The sequence below is a fragment of the Stygiolobus sp. CP850M genome, assembly GCF_037389425.1.
GTDB lineage: Archaea > Thermoproteota > Thermoprotei_A > Sulfolobales > Sulfolobaceae > Stygiolobus.
In genome coordinates, this window is record NZ_JBBHKR010000088.1 from 1 (window position 1) to 20,399 (window position 20,399).

The 20,399-nt window shown below is 34.5% G+C and carries 24 protein-coding genes and 1 tRNA gene; 6 read left to right on the top strand and 19 right to left on the bottom strand.

The window, feature by feature from the left end; genetic code table 11:
* The 8 genes from WIW89_RS11190 to WIW89_RS11225 all read right to left on the bottom strand — a co-directional run.
* Window positions 1–662: mechanosensitive ion channel domain-containing protein (locus WIW89_RS11190; protein ID WP_337720831.1), on the bottom strand; the 662-nt coding region annotated here is incomplete at its 3' end.
* Between the two features lie 255 nt (window positions 663–917).
* Window positions 918–1,006, bottom strand: a tRNA-Val gene (locus tag WIW89_RS11195).
* Window positions 1,007–1,018: 12 nt separating this feature from the next.
* On the bottom strand, window positions 1,019–1,483 hold the full coding sequence (locus WIW89_RS11200) for a RecB-family nuclease (protein WP_337720832.1): 465 nt from the start codon (window positions 1,481–1,483) through the stop codon (window positions 1,019–1,021).
* Window positions 1,455–2,441 carry a DNA cytosine methyltransferase gene (locus WIW89_RS11205; protein ID WP_337720833.1) on the bottom strand — a complete coding sequence of 329 codons (987 nt, stop codon included), beginning with the start codon at window positions 2,439–2,441 and terminating at the stop codon, window positions 1,455–1,457. The genes WIW89_RS11200 and WIW89_RS11205 overlap by 29 nt, the downstream gene beginning before the upstream one ends.
* Complete coding sequence (locus WIW89_RS11210) at window positions 2,419–2,934, bottom strand: transcription factor (protein ID WP_337720846.1); 516 nt, start codon at window positions 2,932–2,934, stop codon at window positions 2,419–2,421. The genes WIW89_RS11205 and WIW89_RS11210 overlap by 23 nt, the downstream gene beginning before the upstream one ends.
* A gap of 16 nt (window positions 2,935–2,950) precedes the next feature.
* Complete coding sequence (locus WIW89_RS11215) at window positions 2,951–3,433, bottom strand: tRNA methyltransferase (RefSeq protein ID WP_337720847.1); 483 nt, start codon at window positions 3,431–3,433, stop codon at window positions 2,951–2,953.
* Window positions 3,434–3,489: 56 nt separating this feature from the next.
* Entirely contained in the window at window positions 3,490–4,557 is a 1,068-nt protein-coding gene (locus WIW89_RS11220; RefSeq protein WP_337720834.1) for a GTPase, read from the bottom strand.
* Window positions 4,554–5,048 carry a multiprotein bridging factor aMBF1 gene (locus WIW89_RS11225; RefSeq protein WP_337699455.1) on the bottom strand — a complete coding sequence of 165 codons (495 nt, stop codon included), beginning with the start codon at window positions 5,046–5,048 and terminating at the stop codon, window positions 4,554–4,556. The genes WIW89_RS11220 and WIW89_RS11225 overlap by 4 nt, the downstream gene beginning before the upstream one ends.
* Before the next feature lie 69 nt (window positions 5,049–5,117).
* Here WIW89_RS11225 and WIW89_RS11230 point away from each other — a divergent pair, with 69 nt between their 5' ends.
* The 3 genes from WIW89_RS11230 to WIW89_RS11240 are packed head-to-tail and all read left to right on the top strand — an operon-like array spanning window position 5,118 to window position 7,523.
* Window positions 5,118–6,302 (top strand): proteasome-activating nucleotidase, encoded by a 1,185-nt coding sequence (locus WIW89_RS11230; protein WP_337699457.1) that lies wholly within the window; start codon window positions 5,118–5,120, stop codon window positions 6,300–6,302.
* Window positions 6,299–6,805 (top strand): PUA domain-containing protein, encoded by a 507-nt coding sequence (locus tag WIW89_RS11235; protein WP_337720835.1) that lies wholly within the window; start codon window positions 6,299–6,301, stop codon window positions 6,803–6,805. The genes WIW89_RS11230 and WIW89_RS11235 overlap by 4 nt, the downstream gene beginning before the upstream one ends.
* Window positions 6,798–7,523: a proteasome assembly chaperone family protein gene (locus WIW89_RS11240; RefSeq protein ID WP_337720836.1), complete on the top strand. Its 726-nt coding sequence runs from the start codon at window positions 6,798–6,800 to the stop codon at window positions 7,521–7,523. Before WIW89_RS11235 ends, WIW89_RS11240 begins: the two co-directional genes overlap by 8 nt.
* Here WIW89_RS11240 and tgtA read toward each other — a convergent pair.
* Entirely contained in the window at window positions 7,467–8,960 is a 1,494-nt protein-coding gene (gene tgtA, locus WIW89_RS11245) for a tRNA guanosine(15) transglycosylase TgtA (RefSeq protein WP_337720837.1), read from the bottom strand. The two genes, WIW89_RS11240 and tgtA, sit on opposite strands and share 57 nt — an antisense overlap.
* Window positions 8,961–8,962: 2 nt before the next feature.
* On the bottom strand, window positions 8,963–9,394 hold the full coding sequence (locus tag WIW89_RS11250) for an Lsm family RNA-binding protein (RefSeq protein WP_337699465.1): 432 nt from the start codon (window positions 9,392–9,394) through the stop codon (window positions 8,963–8,965).
* A gap of 57 nt (window positions 9,395–9,451) precedes the next feature.
* Here WIW89_RS11250 and WIW89_RS11255 point away from each other — a divergent pair, with 57 nt between their 5' ends.
* Window positions 9,452–9,838, top strand: coding sequence for a DNA-directed RNA polymerase subunit G (locus WIW89_RS11255; RefSeq protein ID WP_337699467.1), 387 nt, complete (start codon window positions 9,452–9,454; stop codon window positions 9,836–9,838).
* A 27-nt stretch (window positions 9,839–9,865) separates the two neighbouring features.
* On the opposite strand, the gene psmB is transcribed toward WIW89_RS11255, so the two are convergent.
* From psmB to WIW89_RS11270, 3 genes are read right to left on the bottom strand one after another with little or no spacing between them, the layout of a single operon-like run.
* Window positions 9,866–10,459 carry an archaeal proteasome endopeptidase complex subunit beta gene (gene psmB, locus WIW89_RS11260; RefSeq protein WP_337720838.1) on the bottom strand — a complete coding sequence of 198 codons (594 nt, stop codon included), beginning with the start codon at window positions 10,457–10,459 and terminating at the stop codon, window positions 9,866–9,868.
* A 37-nt stretch (window positions 10,460–10,496) separates the two neighbouring features.
* Complete coding sequence (hisS, locus tag WIW89_RS11265; protein ID WP_337720839.1) at window positions 10,497–11,798, bottom strand: histidine--tRNA ligase; 1,302 nt, start codon at window positions 11,796–11,798, stop codon at window positions 10,497–10,499.
* Window positions 11,785–12,117 carry a ribonuclease BN gene (locus WIW89_RS11270; RefSeq protein ID WP_337720840.1) on the bottom strand — a complete coding sequence of 111 codons (333 nt, stop codon included), beginning with the start codon at window positions 12,115–12,117 and terminating at the stop codon, window positions 11,785–11,787. Before WIW89_RS11270 ends, hisS begins: the two co-directional genes overlap by 14 nt.
* 34 nt (window positions 12,118–12,151) lie before the next feature.
* On the opposite strand from WIW89_RS11270, the gene WIW89_RS11275 reads away from it, so the two are divergent.
* Window positions 12,152–12,772: a TFIIB-type zinc ribbon-containing protein gene (locus tag WIW89_RS11275; RefSeq protein ID WP_337720841.1), complete on the top strand. Its 621-nt coding sequence runs from the start codon at window positions 12,152–12,154 to the stop codon at window positions 12,770–12,772.
* A 68-nt stretch (window positions 12,773–12,840) separates the two neighbouring features.
* Window positions 12,841–14,502, top strand: a complete 1,662-nt coding sequence (gene thsB, locus WIW89_RS11280; protein WP_337720842.1) for a thermosome subunit beta — start codon at window positions 12,841–12,843, stop codon at window positions 14,500–14,502.
* Here the strand turns inward: thsB and WIW89_RS11285 are convergent.
* From WIW89_RS11285 to WIW89_RS11310, 6 genes are read right to left on the bottom strand one after another with little or no spacing between them, the layout of a single operon-like run.
* Window positions 14,499–16,127 carry an ATP-binding protein gene (locus WIW89_RS11285; RefSeq protein WP_337720843.1) on the bottom strand — a complete coding sequence of 543 codons (1,629 nt, stop codon included), beginning with the start codon at window positions 16,125–16,127 and terminating at the stop codon, window positions 14,499–14,501. The genes thsB and WIW89_RS11285 overlap by 4 nt on opposite strands.
* Before the next feature lie 18 nt (window positions 16,128–16,145).
* Entirely contained in the window at window positions 16,146–16,517 is a 372-nt protein-coding gene (locus WIW89_RS11290; protein WP_337720844.1) for a hypothetical protein, read from the bottom strand.
* A gap of 23 nt (window positions 16,518–16,540) precedes the next feature.
* On the bottom strand, window positions 16,541–16,804 hold the full coding sequence (locus WIW89_RS11295; RefSeq protein WP_337699483.1) for a MoaD/ThiS family protein: 264 nt from the start codon (window positions 16,802–16,804) through the stop codon (window positions 16,541–16,543).
* Window positions 16,805–16,807: 3 nt separating this feature from the next.
* The gene (locus tag WIW89_RS11300) at window positions 16,808–17,038 is read right to left on the bottom strand and encodes a 30S ribosomal protein S17e (protein ID WP_337720848.1); all 231 of its coding nucleotides are present in this window, start codon (window positions 17,036–17,038) and stop codon (window positions 16,808–16,810) included.
* Between the two features lie 44 nt (window positions 17,039–17,082).
* Window positions 17,083–18,243, bottom strand: coding sequence for a fructose-1,6-bisphosphate aldolase/phosphatase (gene fbp / locus WIW89_RS11305; RefSeq protein ID WP_337720845.1), 1,161 nt, complete (start codon window positions 18,241–18,243; stop codon window positions 17,083–17,085).
* A 32-nt stretch (window positions 18,244–18,275) separates the two neighbouring features.
* Window positions 18,276–20,096 (bottom strand): ribosome biogenesis/translation initiation ATPase RLI, encoded by a 1,821-nt coding sequence (locus WIW89_RS11310; protein WP_337720849.1) that lies wholly within the window; start codon window positions 20,094–20,096, stop codon window positions 18,276–18,278.
* Window positions 20,097–20,399: the final 303 nt, after the last annotated feature.

Sequence of the window (20,399 nt, forward strand, 5' to 3'; positions counted from 1 at the left end):
TTATTCCCTATTATAGAGTTATTTGGCACTAATACCGTTGTTCCGTCTGGCTTGCTTAAATATGTGAATAATGTACTAACTTCTTCAATTATTCCTTCTTCGCTAAGAATATTAACATGATCCTTAATCCTAAATGGCCTAGCTAGAAGGATGAACATGCCAGCTACTGCTTGGCCTAGAACTTGTTGTGATGCAAAACCTATTACAATTCCTATAAAACCACCTAATGCTACACCTGCGGCCCCTCCAGCTATTCCACCGGCTATTGCAGCTACTAATGCTCCAATTCCTATTAGTCTAAAAACACTTCTCATTGAAGCAGCGGTCGAATGGCCGTACTTTAATCTCAAATTCCAGTATAGAACATTAGCAAATGCTTGAACTATAAAGTATCCAAACAATAGCGATAATAGAACATTTACGTAAGGTTCGTAGCCGGCTACCGATTGTGTACTTGCAGAGGCGTTGGTAGAACTGCTAGACGAACTGATATAAGGTATACTAGGTAATGAGGTAGTCACTTTCTCTAAAATGGGAAAAACTAGGTTGTTGATTATCGCTTCTACTACCACATAGAGCACTATATAAAAAATTAATTTACCAGTTGCTTCTCCTATTTTCTTCCTTATTTCTTTAATATCGGTTATTTCCTCGTCTTTCATCATTGGATCTGATATTTCTCAAAAATATAAAATTATTGCTACTTAAAATAATTTTCTATGTTTTTTCTCATTACCATATTTTTAATCACATAAAATATTTAAAACTGTCGAGGAACTAATCGAGGAACTAAAATGGTAATAAGTAAAAACTCTCGAGTTTAGAAAAACAATTGACGTGAATTTAAATTTATGAACAAAAAAGTAGCACGATAATTTCTTACATACTTCACCTAAAATTTTATTTTAAAATAAAAGTGGGCCCGCTGGGACTTGAACCCAGGACCTCCGCCTCTCCTAGCAGAGCTTGTAAGGGCGGCGTCCTAACCAGGCTAGACGACGGGCCCACTACAACTTTTTTAGCTTTGATCTTTTTTAAATTCTTCTCCACTCAACATATATGAAATTACAGCTAATGAAGCAACGGGTGGAACTTCACCCTTAAAGACAGGTAACTTATAAACGTCTCCCAAACTTTGCTCTATCTTACTAAATCCAGATTCCGTGCCTGAAAAGATTAACATTACTCTCTTCTTGTTGGCAATCATTGATGGAGAAAAGACCTTATCTGCTTGTTGAGAAATTAAGATTATTGCATCTGGTGAGAAAAGCTCTATAGCATCCTTTAAGTCTGGTAGTACTATAAACGATTTGTTTAATTTATAAGCTAATTTACTTGCATCTGCTACTCCTGCTTGAGCGGCTACCCCACCTATTTTAGTCACTATAACATACTTAATTTCTAAATTAAACGCTAGTTTTGCGAAATCTAATAATTTCTGAACACTACTTACATTATGCAGTACTACGAATATCTCGGGCATAGTATTCACTCATTATTTGTCGTGCGATCGCAGTAGATAAGGCTACTGGTACTGCTTCGCCTACTTGATTAAACTGATCATCCCTACTTCCAAGAAACACGTGAAAATCAGGATAGCTCATTAATCTTGCTTGCTCTCTGACCGTTAAAAACCTGTTCTCGTATGGGTGTATAAATCTGGAATTACCCATTACAGTAGGAGCTAGCTTATTAGGGTTAAGCCTTATGTATAATGGGATATTCCTACCAGAACTCCCTCTGAACATTGTTAGATAATCATCAATTTTCGTCTTTGCGATTTCCTTAAGTTTTCTCTCATTAACCTCCTGAACTTCATGATTTGGAACTTCGTTATAGGTTTTAGGATCGGATAGATCTTTGATTGCATCCCATACCATAACGTATCTACTCGACTTAGGAGGATCCAACGGTATGTTAGAAATAAATACCCTTGTTCTTCTTGATGGACTTCCATAATCCTCAGCATTTAGATAGTTAAAGAATATTTTCTCATAACCAACTCTCCTAAATTCCAACCTAATTGCATCCTTCAGGCTTTCTGTATTAGTAATTGATGGAACGTTCTCCATTATAAAAATTTTAGGCGAAAGCTCTCCTACGAGTCTTATGTACTCAAGAGTTAGTTCTCCTTTTTCGTCTAAGTAAAGTCTATCAAGAGGCTCTTTCATTCTGAGCGGATTTGCTCCAGTGTAAGGTTCACAAGGGGGGCTACCTATAACTATATCAACCTCTCCTCCAACTAAATGTATTATATCGTAACCAGATATGTTACGTATATCATCTTCAATGACTATTGTGTTAGGAAAGTTAGCCGAGTATGTCCTTGCTGCCGAATGATTTATATCTATAGCTACTTTGATTTCAAATCCAGCTTTCCTGAAACCTAAAGAGAAACCTCCCGCGCCTGAAAATAGATCAACTACCGCTAGTTTTCCCACGTTTTGTCTCTTTTTCTATTTCATCTTCTAACTGTTTAATTTTTTGTCCTAAAAACTGCCTAGCTTTTTCTGATTCATAATATTGAAGAACACTTCCGCATTTAGGACACTTAAACTCATTCTCTAAGGCCTCGTCCATAGTATACTTTATATTATCTTGGGGGCAGAAGTAGAATAATGAGTCTTTTTCTTGTTCATACCTGATCTTTAGCTTATCAAGTATCATCCTCTTCCTATTCAAAAGAACATCGTTTATCTGATCTAGATTTACTTTCCAATAATAAATATATAAGCTGGAGTCCTTGTCCTTTGTTTTCCTACTAGCAACAAAACCCTGCTCAGAGAGCAAGTAGAGTTTTTTCCTTACCTCATTAGGTTTAACGTTAAGTTCTTTAGCCAATTCCTCATCAGTTATTTCCGTTCTTTTCTTTAGTAAGTACTTTAATAAATCAGCAGCATCTTCACCGACTAATTCCTTCGCTAATTGTAAGATTAAGGTATCAGTCTTATCACTCACGTCTTACCACCTCCTTTCCTCTTTCCTTTGGAATAACAAGAAGTCTAGCATCACTAAATGATATATTTAGTTCCTCACCCTTATATATTCTGTCTAAAAAGATAGCCAGTGCAGACACTTCTGAATGAGGTTGGTTACCTACTGCTATATTATAATCAGCGTTATAATAGTACCATCCTTCTACTTTTTCTGAGCCTACTATTACTAATAAGGGAACGTTAATCTGAGCGAGCTCTGATACTTTTTCAGTAAGATTTAGTCCATACATTGTTAAATGAACTACCTTACCTCCTTTTTCTTTCCAGTTTTTGACCAAAGTTTTAGGATTAGACACAAACTCTAACTTAAAGTAAGATTTTCCTCCCCATTCTTCCAAGACATTATATATCGTCTTAGCTAATTGAAAATCTTCTCCCTCAACGAAAACTCCTTTAGCGCCAAACGCTCTAGCAACTAAAATTACATGAGTTGTTATTCTCTTATCTCTGAAAGGTCTGTGTCCAAGTCTTAATACGTAAATATCTTTAAGTTCTACGCCCATACCATGTGGGTTAATTTCTCCTTTAAATAGTTAAGATTAATACCTTTCAAAGCTGATACTGGAATTATATCTTCTATCGGGGAGTAGAGATTCTCGCTTATTTTCTTTACTATAGCTATCTTATTCTCTACGTCTTCTTTCTGGACTAGATCTACCTTATTAAGGACTATAAGCATAGGTTTACCTGATATTCCTAGTTCACGTAATACTTCGATTGAACTGGTAAGCATTTCTATCAGCATACTATCATTGATTGATGCGTCTAATACTAGGACGAGAATATCAGCATATTTCGCTTCAGATAAAGTGACGAAGAAAGCCTCTACTATTTGTGGAGGAATTCCCCTTATAAACCCTACAGTATCTATTAGCAACACTTTCTCCTTTTTACCGTCAAGTTTTATAGGGATGGAGTAACGCTTAGGAGATGTTGTGGTGAACATAGAGGAGTCAACTTTTTGTCTTAAGCCAGTTAAAGCGTTGAAAAGTGTTGTTTTACCGGCATTAGTATATCCTACTATGGCTATCTTTTTAAAATCGTTCTTTTTAATCTGCTCTTCTTTAACCTTACGTAACTGCTCTAATTCTTGCCTTATTTTAACTATTCTCCTAAGGTATAATCTGATCGCCGCTTCTACACCGTAAACTCCAGCTCCTAGTGGTCCTTGTTGCTCCGTTATCTTTGTCTTTTTATACATATCTTTAATTATAGGTAACTCATAACGTAATTTTGCTAGCTCTATCTGAAGCTTTGCTTCTTTCGAACCTGCATGTAAAGCGAAAATCTCTAATAATAATAATACTTTATCGAGAACTTTTTTGGAAGGAATTTCCCTATACAGCCCTATGAATTGCCTCGATTTTACTAAATCAAAAATTATTATAGCTTCTATACTATTATCGTTCTTTATTTGTTCAAGTTTATCTTTCTGTAAATAAAAAACTGGGTTAGGTTTCCTTGGCAAAGGATAAACTTTTGCTATCTCATATAAAGCAGATTCTGCTAGAGCTACCGCCTCATCTTCAAATTCTTCATTAACGAATAATATCGCCTTCAACTTTTACCCTCTCTAATGTGTGCAACATCGCCCAAGGTTAGAGTGAAGTCCCCTTCTTCCTCTTCTTCTCCCCCTTCCTCAACTGGTATTAGCAACTTAATTCCTAAGATCTTTTCTAATTGTTTTGCTTGTTGAATCGTAGGCTTTAATTTTCCGCTTTCGAACCTTTTTATTATATTTTCCGAAACTTTGAGTTGTTGTGCGAGTTGTTGTTGTGTTAGCTTTAACTTTTCCCTTGCCTCTTTAATTAACTTATAATAATCATCTACTACTTCTAGCTCCACTTCACTACTTATCTTTGGTACTGCTGGTTTTATACTTTTCTTAGGCTGTGTCTGTTTAGGTAAATCTGCAATTTTTGCACTTTTCTTAATTTTTGCATAACATGTAGGGCATACTGTAATTATACTCCCTTCAAAAGACACTGTAATCCCGTTACCTTTAATAGGTGATCCGCATAGCTCACAGTATTTTAATGCTTGACTTTGCATAGGATCTATACTCAATATCCACTCTTAAACATTTTTAGGGTTTTTAATCAATAATAATACTGAGGTCAGTTGTCAGGAGAAATTGATAGCTATAAGTCTCGCAATTATTCTAATAATAATGATGATGCCATTGTGAGACTTCTTGAAGAAAAGATAGAATCTCTTACCAAAGAGTTAGAAAAATTAAGGCAAGATCTTAACTGGTATAAAGGAGAGTTAGAAAAATTACTAGCACCTCCTTACATCGAAGCTACTGTACTAGACGTCTTACCGGATGGGAGAGTAGTAGTAAGAAGTTCTTCGGGTCCTAATTTAGTAGTGAATGTGACTTCGTCTATAGATATAAAGAAAATAAAGCCTGGCACATCAGTTGCATTAACTCAAAGAGGATCTGCGATTGTTGAAATTTTACCCAATAGAGAGGATGTATTAGTAAAATCCTTTGAGGTCATTGAGAAACCTAACATTCATTACTCAGATATAGGTGGATTAGAGGCCCAAATCCAGGAATTGAGAGAAGTAGTCGAAATGCCGTTAAAAAATCCAGAGTTATTTAAGGAAATAGGAATAGAGCCACCTAAAGGGGTTTTACTCTATGGTCCGCCTGGGACAGGAAAAACAATGCTAGCTAAAGCAGTTGCTACTGAAAGTAACGCAACATTCATACAAGTTGTTGCATCTGAGTTTGCTCAAAAATTCGTTGGAGAAGGAGCTAGAATTGTAAGGGAAGTATTTGAGTTAGCTAGGAGAAAAGCACCAGCAATCGTATTTATAGACGAAATAGATGCCATAGGTGCTAAAAGGATAGATATGGGAACTAGCGGGGAGAGAGAAGTTCAGAGGACACTAATGCAACTCTTAGCTGAAATAGATGGATTTAAACCTCTCGATAATGTTAAGATAATAGCAGCTACTAACAGAATTGACATATTAGACCCTGCATTACTTAGACCGGGTAGATTTGACAGACTAATAGAGGTTCCTTTACCAGATCTTAGAGGAAGAGAAGAAATATTCAAGATTTACTTGTCTAAAATGAAAGTGGACTCAACAATAGATTATTCAGAGTTAGCTAAATTAACAGAAGGTTTGAGCGGAGCTGATATTAAAAACATATGTACCGAGGCTGGGTATAATGCTATACGAGACGGAAGAAAGTTTGTAACTTATAATGATATAATTAGTGCAATAACTAAAGTGAAAAAGAGCAGATTCAAAAATAAAATCTCAGAGAGATCTGAAAAGTATGTATGATTAACTTAACCCAAGCTAAGCCAGCATCTTATGCGGAAATTAGAAAGTTAAAAACTATAGCGTCTTATCAGTTTTCTTCCCCAATAGCAGATTGTTTATTTCCTCCTAATGAAAAATTTTTTATACAGTATTCAATCACTACAAATAAAATCCGTAATATTTTAGATCATAATCTTAGATTATTCTTAGTCTTAAGGGCACAGGATTATTTATTTTCTTTAACTGAAATAAGCGGACAAATCATAAAAAAGTGTAGTGATAAACCTAAGTTTAGGTTTGTAGTCCTTAATGATATATCACAATTCATAAAAGAAGGTAGAAACGTTTTCTGTAAATTCGTATTGGAATCAGACGAGAGTATAAGGGCTGGAGATGAAGTACTCGTTGTTAACGAAGATGATGAACTGTTAGCTATCGGAAGAGCGAGAGTATCGGGAGAGGAAGTAAAACATTATAAAAGGGGTATTGCTGTAATTGTTAAGAGGGAGGTAAAAGATGAATAATATCAAGATTGTACTTAAAGGAATTAATGAGGATCAGTTAAAAGGAGTTAACTTCATAACAGGTTTTAGAACATTAGGAGAAGTCGGATATATAGCTACTAGATACATTGCCTTAAAACTAGGAATGAAAAGAGTTGGATTTGTACTTACTAAATATTTACGTGATGTCACTTTTCTAGATGAGTACGGGATAGCTACCCCTTTTGAACTATTTTATGATGATAAGAACCACCTTTTAGTTCTCTTAAGCCATTTATTACCTTTACAGAGAGAAGCTAATGAATTTTCAGAAACAATAGTAAAATGGCTGAAAAAACTAAACGTGACTAACGTTATCTTAATAGGAGGTCTCGATAAAAGATATAGAACCTCTAACTGTAATTTACGTTGGCTTAAGACTTCAAAAAGTCAGCTAAACCTAAGTCACCCGATGATGGAGAAACAGTTACTAATGATCGGACCACTGGCGCTATTTACTATATATTCGGAGATCGAGGATTTGCCCGCTACTATATTACTACCATATGCTGATAGAGACAGAATAGACCCTGCAGCTGCTGCTATAGCGGTTGAAGAGGTAGGTAGAATCTTTAATATAAAGATAGACGTAGGAGAACTATATGAAGACGCTAAAAAGATAGAGGAAGAACTTCAAAAACAACTAGAACTGATCCAGAAAGAACTTAATAGGAACATCTCTGGAAGAGTTTATATGTAATTTTTCACATCCAACTATTGATAATGTAATGTCTTTGTCCTTTAAAGTATTCAGAAATTCTTTAACTCTCTTCTTAGTAGCTTGAAGAACTTCCTCATCTATTAGCTTAGGTATTTCGTGTTGAGAATAAGGAAAAGTCTCCCTTAATTCATATGGTATAAGTCCATAGAAAGGATTGAATAAATATACTTCTATATTTGGATCTGAACTGTTGTAAGAATCCTCACATGTTATAACGATTTTTTTATGCTCTGATAACTTTGGTGAAATAATTTCCTTTAACCTTAACTGATGCCTTTTTATTTCGGGTCTCTCTAAAGAATCTTTATTATAGAGAAATATACCCTTTATTTCCCCTTTAGTTCTTGGATCAAATTTTTCCAAATATTCGGAGTATTTTAATAAGGATTTAAAAGCGTCATAAACCCTTGGATGCGAAAAAGCCTTTTGCTGAAGGTACTCATAGAGTCTTCCTTCTTTTATAGATTGTTTTATAGTATTAATCTCTTCTTTAATTACGTAAAGATTGTGAAGAGCTAAAAGCCTAGTCCGCGACTTTTGATCAGTTTCTAGAAGCTCTTTAGGCGTGTATCGAGTACATACTGGACATGAGCAAGGAAAGTACTCTAGTTCTTCTAAACGATATACTCTGTCCCTAGTCATGTATCTATTATCTCTAGCGTATAAAATATATGAAGCCGAATCAAAAGAGTCAACACCTAATGCGACAGCAAATGGCATTATATGAGGAAGTCCGCCTCCAAACAAGTGGAATACTTTACCTCTAGTTACGTTTGACTTTGCAGTATATATCATATCTATTAAGGGAATATAATCATATCTTTGCATTAAAACAGTGGGACTGCCTAATGCAAGAATTTTGAATTCATCGACCTTTAGAGAATACCTTGCTGAATAAGATAACAAGTTGAGATATCTACCACCTTGGATAGGATAAACCCATATGATTTCATCTAAGGAGTTCTTTATGTAAGATAAGGACTCATTAACTCTATTTATAGTCTCTTCCACAGTGTATTTAGCCTCTTCTTCACTTCTTACATCTCCAGTTGGTACATCTAAAATTACAGCAATATCTGGTTTTATGGTGTTTTCATACTCTACGATTTCTTTATTGGTAACGTTTACTTGACCATATTGCAAAATCTGATATGCACCTGAGTCAGTCATAATTACTCCATTGAATTTAAAAAACTCATGAATTGAAGACTTAAGATTAAAATTCTTCTTAAGTAAATAAGCGTTAGTTATTATATTGTTAAATCCTACACTCTTTATATCTTCTATTGTTATCTCAGATTTTAAAGGATTTATCACAGGGAAAAAAACTGGAGTCTCAATATTTCCGTGCCTTGTATTAAGTACTCCTATTCTACCAGCTAGATCCTCATCTTTTATTTCAAATTCTCCTACCATCTTTATGCTCCTTTCTTTTTCTTTTCAACATAACTATTGTAAATGTCGTACACTTTTTGGGCTAGGGGTCCACTTCCTTCTACTCCGTTCTCAGATACTTTTATTTTATCTAGAATAGTCACTATACCAGCTTCTTCATAGACCTTAATATCTGCTGATCTAATGTTCAATTCTTTTGCTACTAGTTCAGCAAATTCCCTAGGATCAAAAATCGGTGCATTTTTGACTAAGATCTCAGTAATCAATGAACCGTTTATTATTACTTTATAATAAGTGTTATTTTCATTATCTTTAGCGTTTGTTAATGATATCATAAATGGAGACAGTTCGAAAGAGCTTAAAACTCCAGAATATGTCTTATTATTAGATAGTTTTACAATTATAGTTTTATCGATTAAAGTATTTAGATCTCCACTTACTCTTCTACTGCTCATATCCATACGTATCTCAAAATGGTTAATAATATTTAATCCAGCATTTCAATTAGAAATATGCAGTCTATACAGCCAGGTAAGCTGTACCTCTCTTGTACGACTAGCAGGATTGAACCCGGTAGCCTAAAGAACTTGTTAATTCTAAAACTTGAATGTGAGAAAAATATAGTAATTGAGACTGATATAGTAGAGGAAATAAATTTATTCAAGGAGGGAGAAAAAGTTACAGTAGAAATATCGACCGAGAAACCCTCATACACTGAAAAAGACTTTTGTGCTCACGGTTATCTCTTCTATGAGAAGCTACAAGATGACGGTACAATTTTAGATCAAATCTCGCTATACGGATTAATAGTTAAAATTTCTTCCAAAAACTTGGGCTTAATAAAGGAAAACTTGTTTAAAATGATGGATCATGTATATTATTGCATAAAGAGAAGCTAAATATTTTTAAATAATTAAGATAAATATCTACTCCACTATCTTTATAAATTCTTCATTGACTTCTCCTTTTTTAATTATAAGTAAATCTATACCATCTCCAGATGTTACATCTCTCTCTATAGAAGCTTTCATAGCTTTTATTACTATTTCCTTAGCCTTGTCTATTGATAGGTTTGGTTTATACTCACTTTCTAAAACACCAATCGCTACTCTTGCCCCAGATCCTACCGCAGCGTAATCATCCTCTATTAATGACCCTATAGGATCTAGTATATACATTTTCGGTCCGTCTTCGTCAAACCCTCCAAATAATAGTTCTGAAATGTATGGCATCCATTTATTCTGGTATAAGATCACTGATAATAATCGAGCTGCAGCTTTAGTGCTGATTTTTCTATTATTATACATTTCATAATATCGTATTTCAACGTCCATAATCCTTGTTAACGTTTGTACATCTCCTATTATTCCTGCACCAGCTATTCCAAAACGACCTATTTTAAACACTTTCTTGGCAGACCTACTTAATACAAAGCTTCCATAACTCAGCCTTCTTTCTCCTGCAAGAAGTATGCTATCACTTAATCTCACACCTAAAGCAGTCGCAGGTAATTCCTCCATAACAAAATAACCCTATTCAACAAAACCCTTTTATCACTTAAATTATTTGCTTAACATAATCCTCTATGTTACTTTCTGGTATCGTTAGCTGAGTTTTGTTTTCTAGGTTTTTAATAGTGACTTTTCTTTCCTCAAATTCTTTTCTACCTATTATTACCAAGAAAGAATATCCTTCTTCCAGGTATGAAGGAATCAATTTAGATAACGACTGTTCTTTTAGGTTTAACGTTGTTGCAAGACCCAAATGCCTCAGTTTTTCAAGAGTTTTAAATCCGTAAGATATAATGCCTTCGTCATAATTATTGCTGCTTCTATCCTCAGAAAGTATAATCAATACGCCTTTTTTAGGTAACTTTTGTGATATTACAGAATTTAACACGAGAGATGTCCTTTCTATCCCCACAGCAAAACCTATTGCTGGCGTATCATTTCCTCCGTATAGTTCTATTAATCCATCATATCGTCCTCCTCCAGCAATACTAAATGGAACGTTAGGATGTGTAACTTCAAAAATAACTCCAGTATAATATGCTAAACCTCTTACAAACCCTAAATCAACTTTTGTCTTTACTTTTAATTCACTTATTACTTTATTAATAACTCTTATTCTTTCTATCTCCTCTTTAAGCCCTAAATATTCATATTTAGAGACCTCTTTTATTACTTCTTCATAAGAATTCTCGTCCATTTTATTTTGCTCTAATAAATACTGTATTAAACTTGTAAATTCGGATTCATGTAATTCCTTTACAGCCTCGTCTTTTCTACCCTTGTCTATTAAGTGAAGAATATGCTCTTGTTTACTTTCGTCAATATTCATTTTATTAAAAATCTTTCTGTAAATTGCAATATTGTTAATTTTAATTTCTATTTCACTAATCAAACCTAAAGAAAAATAGACTTGAATCAATAAGTTAAGAACTTCAATATCGGATAATATGTTATTAGATCCTATAAGTTCGATCCCTGCTTGCCTAAACTCTCTATATCTACCATATTGAGGTTCATCATACCTATATACTGTGCCAATATAGAACAGCCTGAGGGGTTTTGGAAGATGTTGCATTCCGTTTAGATAAGCTCTAACTACGCTAGGAGTAAACTCAGGCCTTAGTGCTACTTCTCTACCTGCTTTATCCTTGAACACGTACATCGTATTTCTTAACTCTTCACCACCTTTTAGTGAGAACAGTTCAAACTCTTCTACTACTGGAGTATAAATTTCTGAGTAACCAGCTTTAGTCACAACTTCTCTGAAAGTATTTTCGATGAACTTAATCTTCTCTAGTTCTTTCCCGTAATAATCTTTCATTCCTCTTATAGGTTCATATGATATCAACGCTTCCCCCCTTCTTATTCAATTTTATTTCTGATAAAAAATAGTAACTTACATCCCCGTATTTATCAACTATAGCTATTACACTTTCCTTATCTACTTTCGAGGAGAATGCTACAAAATCTTCTATCTCTTTTACGCTAACTTTGTTATTCTCGTTTAAAGTCTTAATTATATATTTCCTACTCCCAGATTCTAAATAAATATATTTTCCAGAAATTTTTCCCTTCTTACCCCTTTGTTTTAAATCATTAATAACTATAAATTTATCAATATCATTATTTTCTGTCATCTGAGTCAGTATTCTTAGTTTTAGAACCAACTAAAAAGTATAATGTAGAGACATGTAATATCCTATGGAATGTCCATACTGTAAAAGTAAAAACTTAGTATGGGATTATAAGAACGGAGTAATTGTGTGTAGTAATTGCGGACTTGTAGTGGATCAAATTTTTGATCAAAGTGTATATAATGATTATAATGATGAAATAGAAAATATATCTAGCAGTAAATATATTACACCACAAGAAATTTTCTTAAATAAATCATTAAATTTTATAAGTAAAACAAACAAGATATTAGATATAAATATAAAGGTAAATAGAGTGAAAAAATCTAGAAAAAATTTCGAAGAAAAATTAATATTTTATAATGGAAGTATAATAAGAGAATCCTCGCTTATACCTTTAAAATATATAGAAAATAATGAGAAATTATTTATAGTATATGATTTCATTGATCGGATACCTAAGTTTAGGGATAAGCACATAAAATACAAGGTAGCCCTAGCTCTTTATTTCTATGATACAGAATTATTTAATAAGATAGAACCTATGCTTGGTATTAGTAAGAAATACTTTAGAAAAATTTTATCTACCGTTAAATCTAAAGAACGTGTTACAATAAGGAGTAAAATTGAAGAACTGTTTTCTAAGACAGAACAAAGCATGATATCTGAGAGGTTAACCAATCAATAAGGAAATAGCTTTGAGAAAAATTTTTATATAACCTCTTCTAATGGAAAAACGAACAGGTGATAAAGGATATGGCATCCACAGCTACAGTAGCAACCACTCCTGAAGGTATCCCAGTTATAATATTAAAGGAAGGATCAAGTAGAACTTATGGTAAAGAGGCGCTAAGAATAAACATTGCTGCTGTAAAAGCAGTAGAGGAAGCTTTGAAGACTACTTATGGACCTAGAGGAATGGATAAAATGTTAGTAGACAGTCTAGGCGATATAACAATTACTAATGACGGTGCTACCATACTAGACAAAATGGATCTACAACATCCAGCCGCTAAGCTCCTAGTACAGATAGCAAAGGGACAAGACGAGGAAACTGCAGACGGTACTAAAACAGCTGTAATATTATCAGGAGAGTTAGTTAAAAAAGCTGAAGAATTATTATATAAGGAAATTCATCCAACGATAATTGTCAGCGGATTTAAAAAAGCTGAAGAACAAGCTTTGAAGACCATACAAGAAATTGCTACCAATGTCTCAGTAAATGACACAGACGTCCTAAGAAAGGTAGCAATGACGTCTTTATATAGTAAGGCTGTAGCTGGCGCAAGAGAGTATCTAGCAGACATAGTAGTAAAGGCTGTAACACAAGTAGCCGAGTTAAGAGGAAATAAGTGGTACGTTGATCTAGATAACATACAAATAGTAAAGAAACACGGCGGAAGTATAAATGATACACAAATAGTGTACGGTATTGTAGTTGATAAAGAAGTAGTACACCCTGGAATGCCAAAGAGAGTTGAAAACGCTAAAATAGCTTTGCTAGACGCCTCACTAGAGGTCGAAAAGCCTGAGCTTGACGCCGAAATTAGAATTAATGATCCAACTCAAATGCAGAAGTTCCTTGAAGAAGAAGAGAACATACTCAAAGAGAAAGTAGAGAAAATAGCCCAGACTGGTGCTAACGTTGTTATATGCCAGAAAGGTATCGATGAAGTAGCTCAGCACTATTTAGCTAAGAAAGGGATTCTGGCAGTAAGGAGAGCCAAGAAGAGTGACCTCGAAAAACTAGCAAGAGCCACTGGAGGTAGAGTTGTGTCTAACATTGACGAACTAACACCTCAAGACTTAGGATATGCTGCACTTGTTGAAGAGAGGAAAGTAGGAGAGGATAAAATGGTATTCGTTGAAGGAGCAAAGAACCCTAAGGCCGTGAGCATATTGATCAGGGGAGGTTTAGAAAGAGTAGTTGATGAGACTGAAAGAGCTCTAAGAGACGCTCTAGGTACTGTAGCTGATGTAATAAGAGATGGTAGAGCTGTAGCCGGTGGAGGAGCAGTAGAGATAGAGATAGCAAAGAGATTAAGGAAGTACGCTCCTCAAGTTGGCGGAAAAGAGCAACTAGCCATCGAAGCTTATGCTAACGCATTAGAGAGCTTAGTTATGATACTCGTAGAGAATGGTGGATATGATCCAATAGATCTAATAGTAAAGTTAAGAAGCGCTCACGAGAATGAAACAAATAAGTGGGTTGGAATTAACGTTTACACTGGACAGATAGAAGACATGTGGAGACTAGGAGTAATTGAACCGGCACTAGTTAAGATTAATGCTGTAAAAGCTGCTACAGAAGCTGCTACATTAATCTTAAGAATAGACGACTTAATAGCTGCTGGTAAGAAGAGTGAAAGTAAAGGAGGAGAAAAAGGAGGAGAAAGTAAGTCCTCCGAAGAAGACTAACCGATTTTTTTAATTTTAATTAATATATTTTTCCTTATGTTAGGAGCTATGAAAACAGCTTCTCCTATATCTAATTTGTCTAATGTGTTAATTTGTTCTTTATCTAAGCCTATTGAATCTGATACTATCTTCTTATCTAAGTTGGATTTAATAGAATGAATAATCTTTATGCTAGTATTTTTCATAACCTCTGGATCTACACTAGAAGGAGATTGCGATACTATACATAAGCCTATATTGAATTTTCGAATTTCTTGTAATGCCCTTTTCAATATCTCATTATTACCATTAAAATAATTTTGAGCCTCCTCAACAATTATAACAGCTTTTTTGTCTGGATCCCTAAATCTCTGGTAATATTCGAATAAAAATTTCATTAAATATAACGCATATAATCTCCTCAACTTTATGTTATATATGGTACTTAGATCTATAATGTTCCCTCCCTTTAATCTCTCTCCTAAATCGATAAATGAGTCACCTCCATCTATTGAAAATAACTTCCTACCTTGTGGAGTAGTTAAAACGTATAATTTTCTGCCTAAGGCAAATTTTATATCTCTAATCATGTAAGATTCAGCGTTTATTGATTCTAGAATTAACTTTAAAGAAGTAGAGTCAAGCCTTCTAACTCGCTTTAGCTGCTCTAATACCAAATACATTAGAAATGTCTGCGGTTCGGTTAACTCTAGTGCTTCTTTTGTTATCTCTATTATATCTTCGGTGTCTTGCTCTTCATAAGCTATAGGATTAAGCGGAATAATATTATCTTTACCATAGTAGTTAAAATCAGATAAGTAATTCTTATACTCACCATGCCAGTCTAATACTACTACATTAAATCCTTTATCAAATAACTCCTTAGCTATCACTGAAGCAGTGTTTGTTTTACCACTTCCAGTAGCACCAAATATTGCGATATGTTTAAACACATCTGACGACAAAAACCCTACAGGGATCTGATAATTATCTATCGTTTTTCCTACCTCGATATTATACTTATAATCCAAGAAATCGGATTCTTCAACGCTAAATCTTTTATAAAAAATATGACCTGAAAAGACTACACCACCCATCACTTTAGGAAAGGGTAAAAAAACACTATCGTTAATGGAGACAGGTTCTAAGGAGATATGAGGAGCAATGCTTTCTACTACATTTTTTAAACTCAAAACTTGTGTAATGAAGTCTGTTTCATCGTAATCGTTTTGAACCTCTCTATAAAAAATGAATCCACTTCCAGGGTAAGGGTCTAGAGTAGTTAAAATAGCTACATTAACCTTACGTTCTTTATGTCTTTTAATAACCTCTATAGCTTGGGAAATCTCTTTCGAGTAGTCGATCTGCTGATTACTTGTCTCCTTACCGATTATTTTAAATGGGACGTAAACGAACTCTTTGGAGTTGTACTTAATCCTCTGTATGGAGCCTTTAACTTCAGCTCTAACTATTACATCTTTAACTTTATGATATAAGTTCACTTTAGTTGTAATTAGCAATAAAATACCTACAATTCCAGATATTAGTAGTAAATAAATTATTGAAATATTAATTATGTGAAGTGAATTAACCAGAATTAGAATACCCATAGCCATAAGAACTGGAGAGAAAACTCTACTATCCATAACGTAGAATGTTAAAATTTAAGAGAGCCACTCCATTGAATGTATTGCATTTATCGACAATTTTATTCTGTCCTCTCTTGAACGTATCTTAAACTCTTTGTTCTCCCTATCCTTACAACATATAATTTGATACACAACCTCTACTTTTTCATTTTCAGATTTTACTTTACTTATAGCCTCATTAATATTTCTATCATGAGTTAAAAGAAGGAGAAAGAGTAGTGGTAGTGACTTAAATCTTTTCTTTATCTCATCTTTAGATAACAAGTACATAAATACCTCACAAGCTTGTTCTAACTCTATATCGCTAGGTAGATAAGGCAATATTTGGGAGACACAATCGTTTTCATATTTAACCAAAGACTTAACATCGTTAACAGAACTATTCAATTTAATGACCTTGACTGTTATTTTTAACCACCATGATTAATCGGAATTATTTCTATAATGTCTCCATCTTTTATTTTATTATCTTCTAATAATCTGTAATCTTTACCATTAATTAGTATAATATATCCAGATTTAACATTTTTTAACTTATAATCATACAAAATACCTTTATTATTATCTAGTTTCTTTATAATCTCAATTATAGACTTCTCTTCGCCCTTATATTCTATTTTCTCATTGCCTAAAGTGATGGCTAAAGGTCCCCTAAAAATTATGATTAAGTTCATGCTCTACTCTTCACTTTCCTCTTCGGCTACTTCTTTAGTGGCTTGTTCTTTACTTAATTTAGCAAATCTAGTTAAATATCCAGCTATTCTATTCTTTACCTTTTTGGATTGAACATCTATGTACATGTCAACTAATTTCTTATTTAAGTAAAAATCTGCTGTAACTTGATCCTTAAATTTCTCATATAATTCTTGGGCAACTCTCTTTATGTCTTTAGTATAAACATTTCCCACGTTAATTACCTCCATAGTGTTAAAAAGTACCAAGAAAGAAAAAGTTAATCATGCGTTTCTCCAGTCGATTTACCTTTAGTATATATACTTTCCTTCGTCTTATACACGTCTGCTTCTTTCTTAAACCTCGGTTTTAACTTCTCTTGAATTAAAGGTAATGTTGTATACTCCATCTCCGTAGGCTCTAATCTGTGAGGCATGAATGGACCGTGTCTTCTCATATAATCTGCTATAACATTTGCTAATCTTCTTGCCTCATCAAATGCAGGATCATCGAACAGGTCGCTCGGACCTACTAACTTACCGTTCTTTACGTTAAATCCTAGACCTATTAGCCTTGGAGGACCGTCAAATCTAGTAGCTCTAGCGTCTCTTTGCGATACAGGCATTAAAGGACCGTAGTGACTACCTCTCATCCAACCAGGAACTAAATGAGGAAATGAGAACGCTTCAAGTGCTTCACCAAGTGCAGGTAAACCGTGCTGTAACCTAACTATTGTAACTGGGTCGTCCTTCCCAACATATTTTCCTGCAATCAGGTTAAGTCTTTCTATAGCTACTACTGCAGCTAATAAATTATCATCATTTCTATATATTCTTCTAATTACATATCTAGCTGGTGTGCCGATTAATGCTAATAGATCGTATAACTCTTGAGGGGCAGTTAAAGTTACTGCTTCTCCTTCATATACATCTAGAACCTCAAATTTGAACCCGTCGTGCATTGTAGGATCTATAACTAATCCTGGTGTATTGAAAGGATCAGCAAACATTTTATACAGAGGTAAGTTAAAAGCACCTGGCTCAGTCTTATCAGCCATAAATATAGCTATCGGTTCCGAAATTCTTTCTTCAATGTCCATTTCTGCAACACCTGGCCCTAAACCTCTGATATTACCAGAGAATGAATCTGATAGAAGATCTTGACCTGCTGCGTATAAGCCTAAATCCCTTGCCACTTCCGCTGCTTTTTTAAAGGCATTCCAAGCTGTTTCGTGGACTTTCGAGTCTAATTCTCCTCTAGTATGAGTCATTATTAATTGTAAATCGTCACCTACATGTGTAATATAATAATCTATTAAAATCCCTTGAGCTTTTGCTTCCGCTAATACTTTACTTGCAGCTGCCATAGTGTCTGGATGCACTACGTGATGTCCGGCTAAGCTTCCAATATCTGCTTTTATAACACTTATAGTAGTTCTCATCATGCCTTAATACTTAAACAATATAAAAAATTTTACGTATTACTTTCCTCTCTAACTAATTTCATTGAGTAATATTCATTGTTTTCCTTCTGAATTCTATCTAGATAACTCCCAGGCTTATTTACTCTAGGCCTACCGCTATCCATATCTCTTCTAAATGTTATTCCTAGTTCTTTAAGGAACTCGTTCATACCGGAACTAAGGCTTTGGGGCTTTTTAGCATGCCCTCTCAAACCCGGAATCCCTGAAAATACCATTACTCTATCTGCGATATAGTCATGAAGAGCTAGATCGTGATCTACCATAAAAGTTACGCTTTTTCTCTCCCTAGTGACTCTCTTTATTGCCTTAGCTACAACGTATCGTTCCTCTACATCTAAATACGACGAAGGTTCATCTATTACATATACATCAGCTTCTTTAGCTAAAGCTGTTGTTACATATAATTTTTGTAACTCTCCACCACTAAGGTCTGAGACTTTAGATTCTAATATTCTATGTAAGTTAAGCCTTTTGACTACCTCCTCAAAGAACCAATTAGATGAAGATAGAACATCCTTCCTAACATTTTCTAAGAACTCTTGAACAGTACCGTCAAAATTCGGAGCTATTCTTTGCGGCTTATATGATAATGATAAGCCCTCAGTTAGAACCTGCCCTTCGTCGGGATTTATCTCTGAAACTAAAATTCTCATAAAAGTTGTCTTTCCTATCCCATTTGGCCCCACTATGCCTATTACCTCACCTTCTCTAGCATAACCTTCTTCGACTTCAAGGCTAAATCCCTCTAACTTCTTAAACATATTAGTCCAAATTACCTTAGGTTGAGCGTTAGCGTTTAAGTCTAAATCTGTTAACTCTTTCAAGTTAAACTTTATTTCATCTGGTCTTATTTGCATGTTTTCAGCAGGCAAATACCCTTTAAGGAAATTATTTATTCCTACTCTGCTGGTATAGGTCTTTGACACTCTACCGTAAACTGAACTTTTACCATATACTATGTTTATTAGATCTGTTAGATAATCTAGTACTATAAGGTCATGTTCAACTACGGCTACGTACTTTCCCTTTGTGAGTTCCCTAATGGAATTAGCCATGTTTATTCTTTCTCTTATGTCCAGATATGAGGAAGGTTCGTCAAAGAGATAAACATCGGCTTCTCTTACTAATGCAGCAGCTATTAAGAGCTTTTGTAGCTCTCCACCACTTAAATATTTCACGTCTTTTTCCCAGAAAGGGGTGAGGTCTAGTAATCTCTTTACTTCATCTAATTTACCCCTTTCATCGATCTTAGATAGTAGAGAGCTAACAGTTCCCTTTAAGAATTTACTGGCGTATTCAACGTACTGAATCTTATGTATTACTCTTAGTTTCTCGTTATATAAAGAGTAAAAGTAGTCGTAAAGTTCTTTCCCCTTAAATCTCTCCAACACTTGCTCTTTAGTCAATTTAGCTTGTGGATCACCAAAGTTTGGTATTAGATCCCCACTCAAGATACGTAAAATCGTAGACTTCCCCGTACTATTCTTGCCCAAAAGACCTATTATGTAACCCCTCTTAGGAGTGATAAGCCCGAATAACTTAAAACCATTAACCTTGTATCTATGGATCTCTTCTTTACCAAACTCGTTAGGTAAGTTTACTATGTCGATAGCTCCAAAAGGACATTTCTTAATGCAAATGCCACAACCTATACAAGTCTCTTCATATATTACCGGCTTTCCTTTTACGAGATCTGATAATTCAATTGCCTTACTGCCAGATTTGTTAATAGGACAGAAGGTAATACATTCGGTATTGCACTTATCAGGCTTACAATAATCGTAGTTTAATACCGCAACTCGCACTACAATCCCCACTTAAAATAGGATAATAAAAAATTATGAAATTACCACTCTTCCTCTTCCCAATCTTCCTCCTCTTCCCAATCCTCCTCTTCGTCAAACTCGTCAAAATCTTCTTCCCAATCCTCTTCAAATACCAATCTATTCACCAAAACATCACACTTACAATATCCTTAAAAAATTTCCTATTTACTTCAGCTTATTAACTTTCTCTTAGAAAATTAATTATTGGGCCCGTAGCTCAGCCAGGATAGAGCACCGGCCTCCGGAACTTGAAGAAAGCCGGTGGTCCCGGGTTCAAATCCCGGCGGG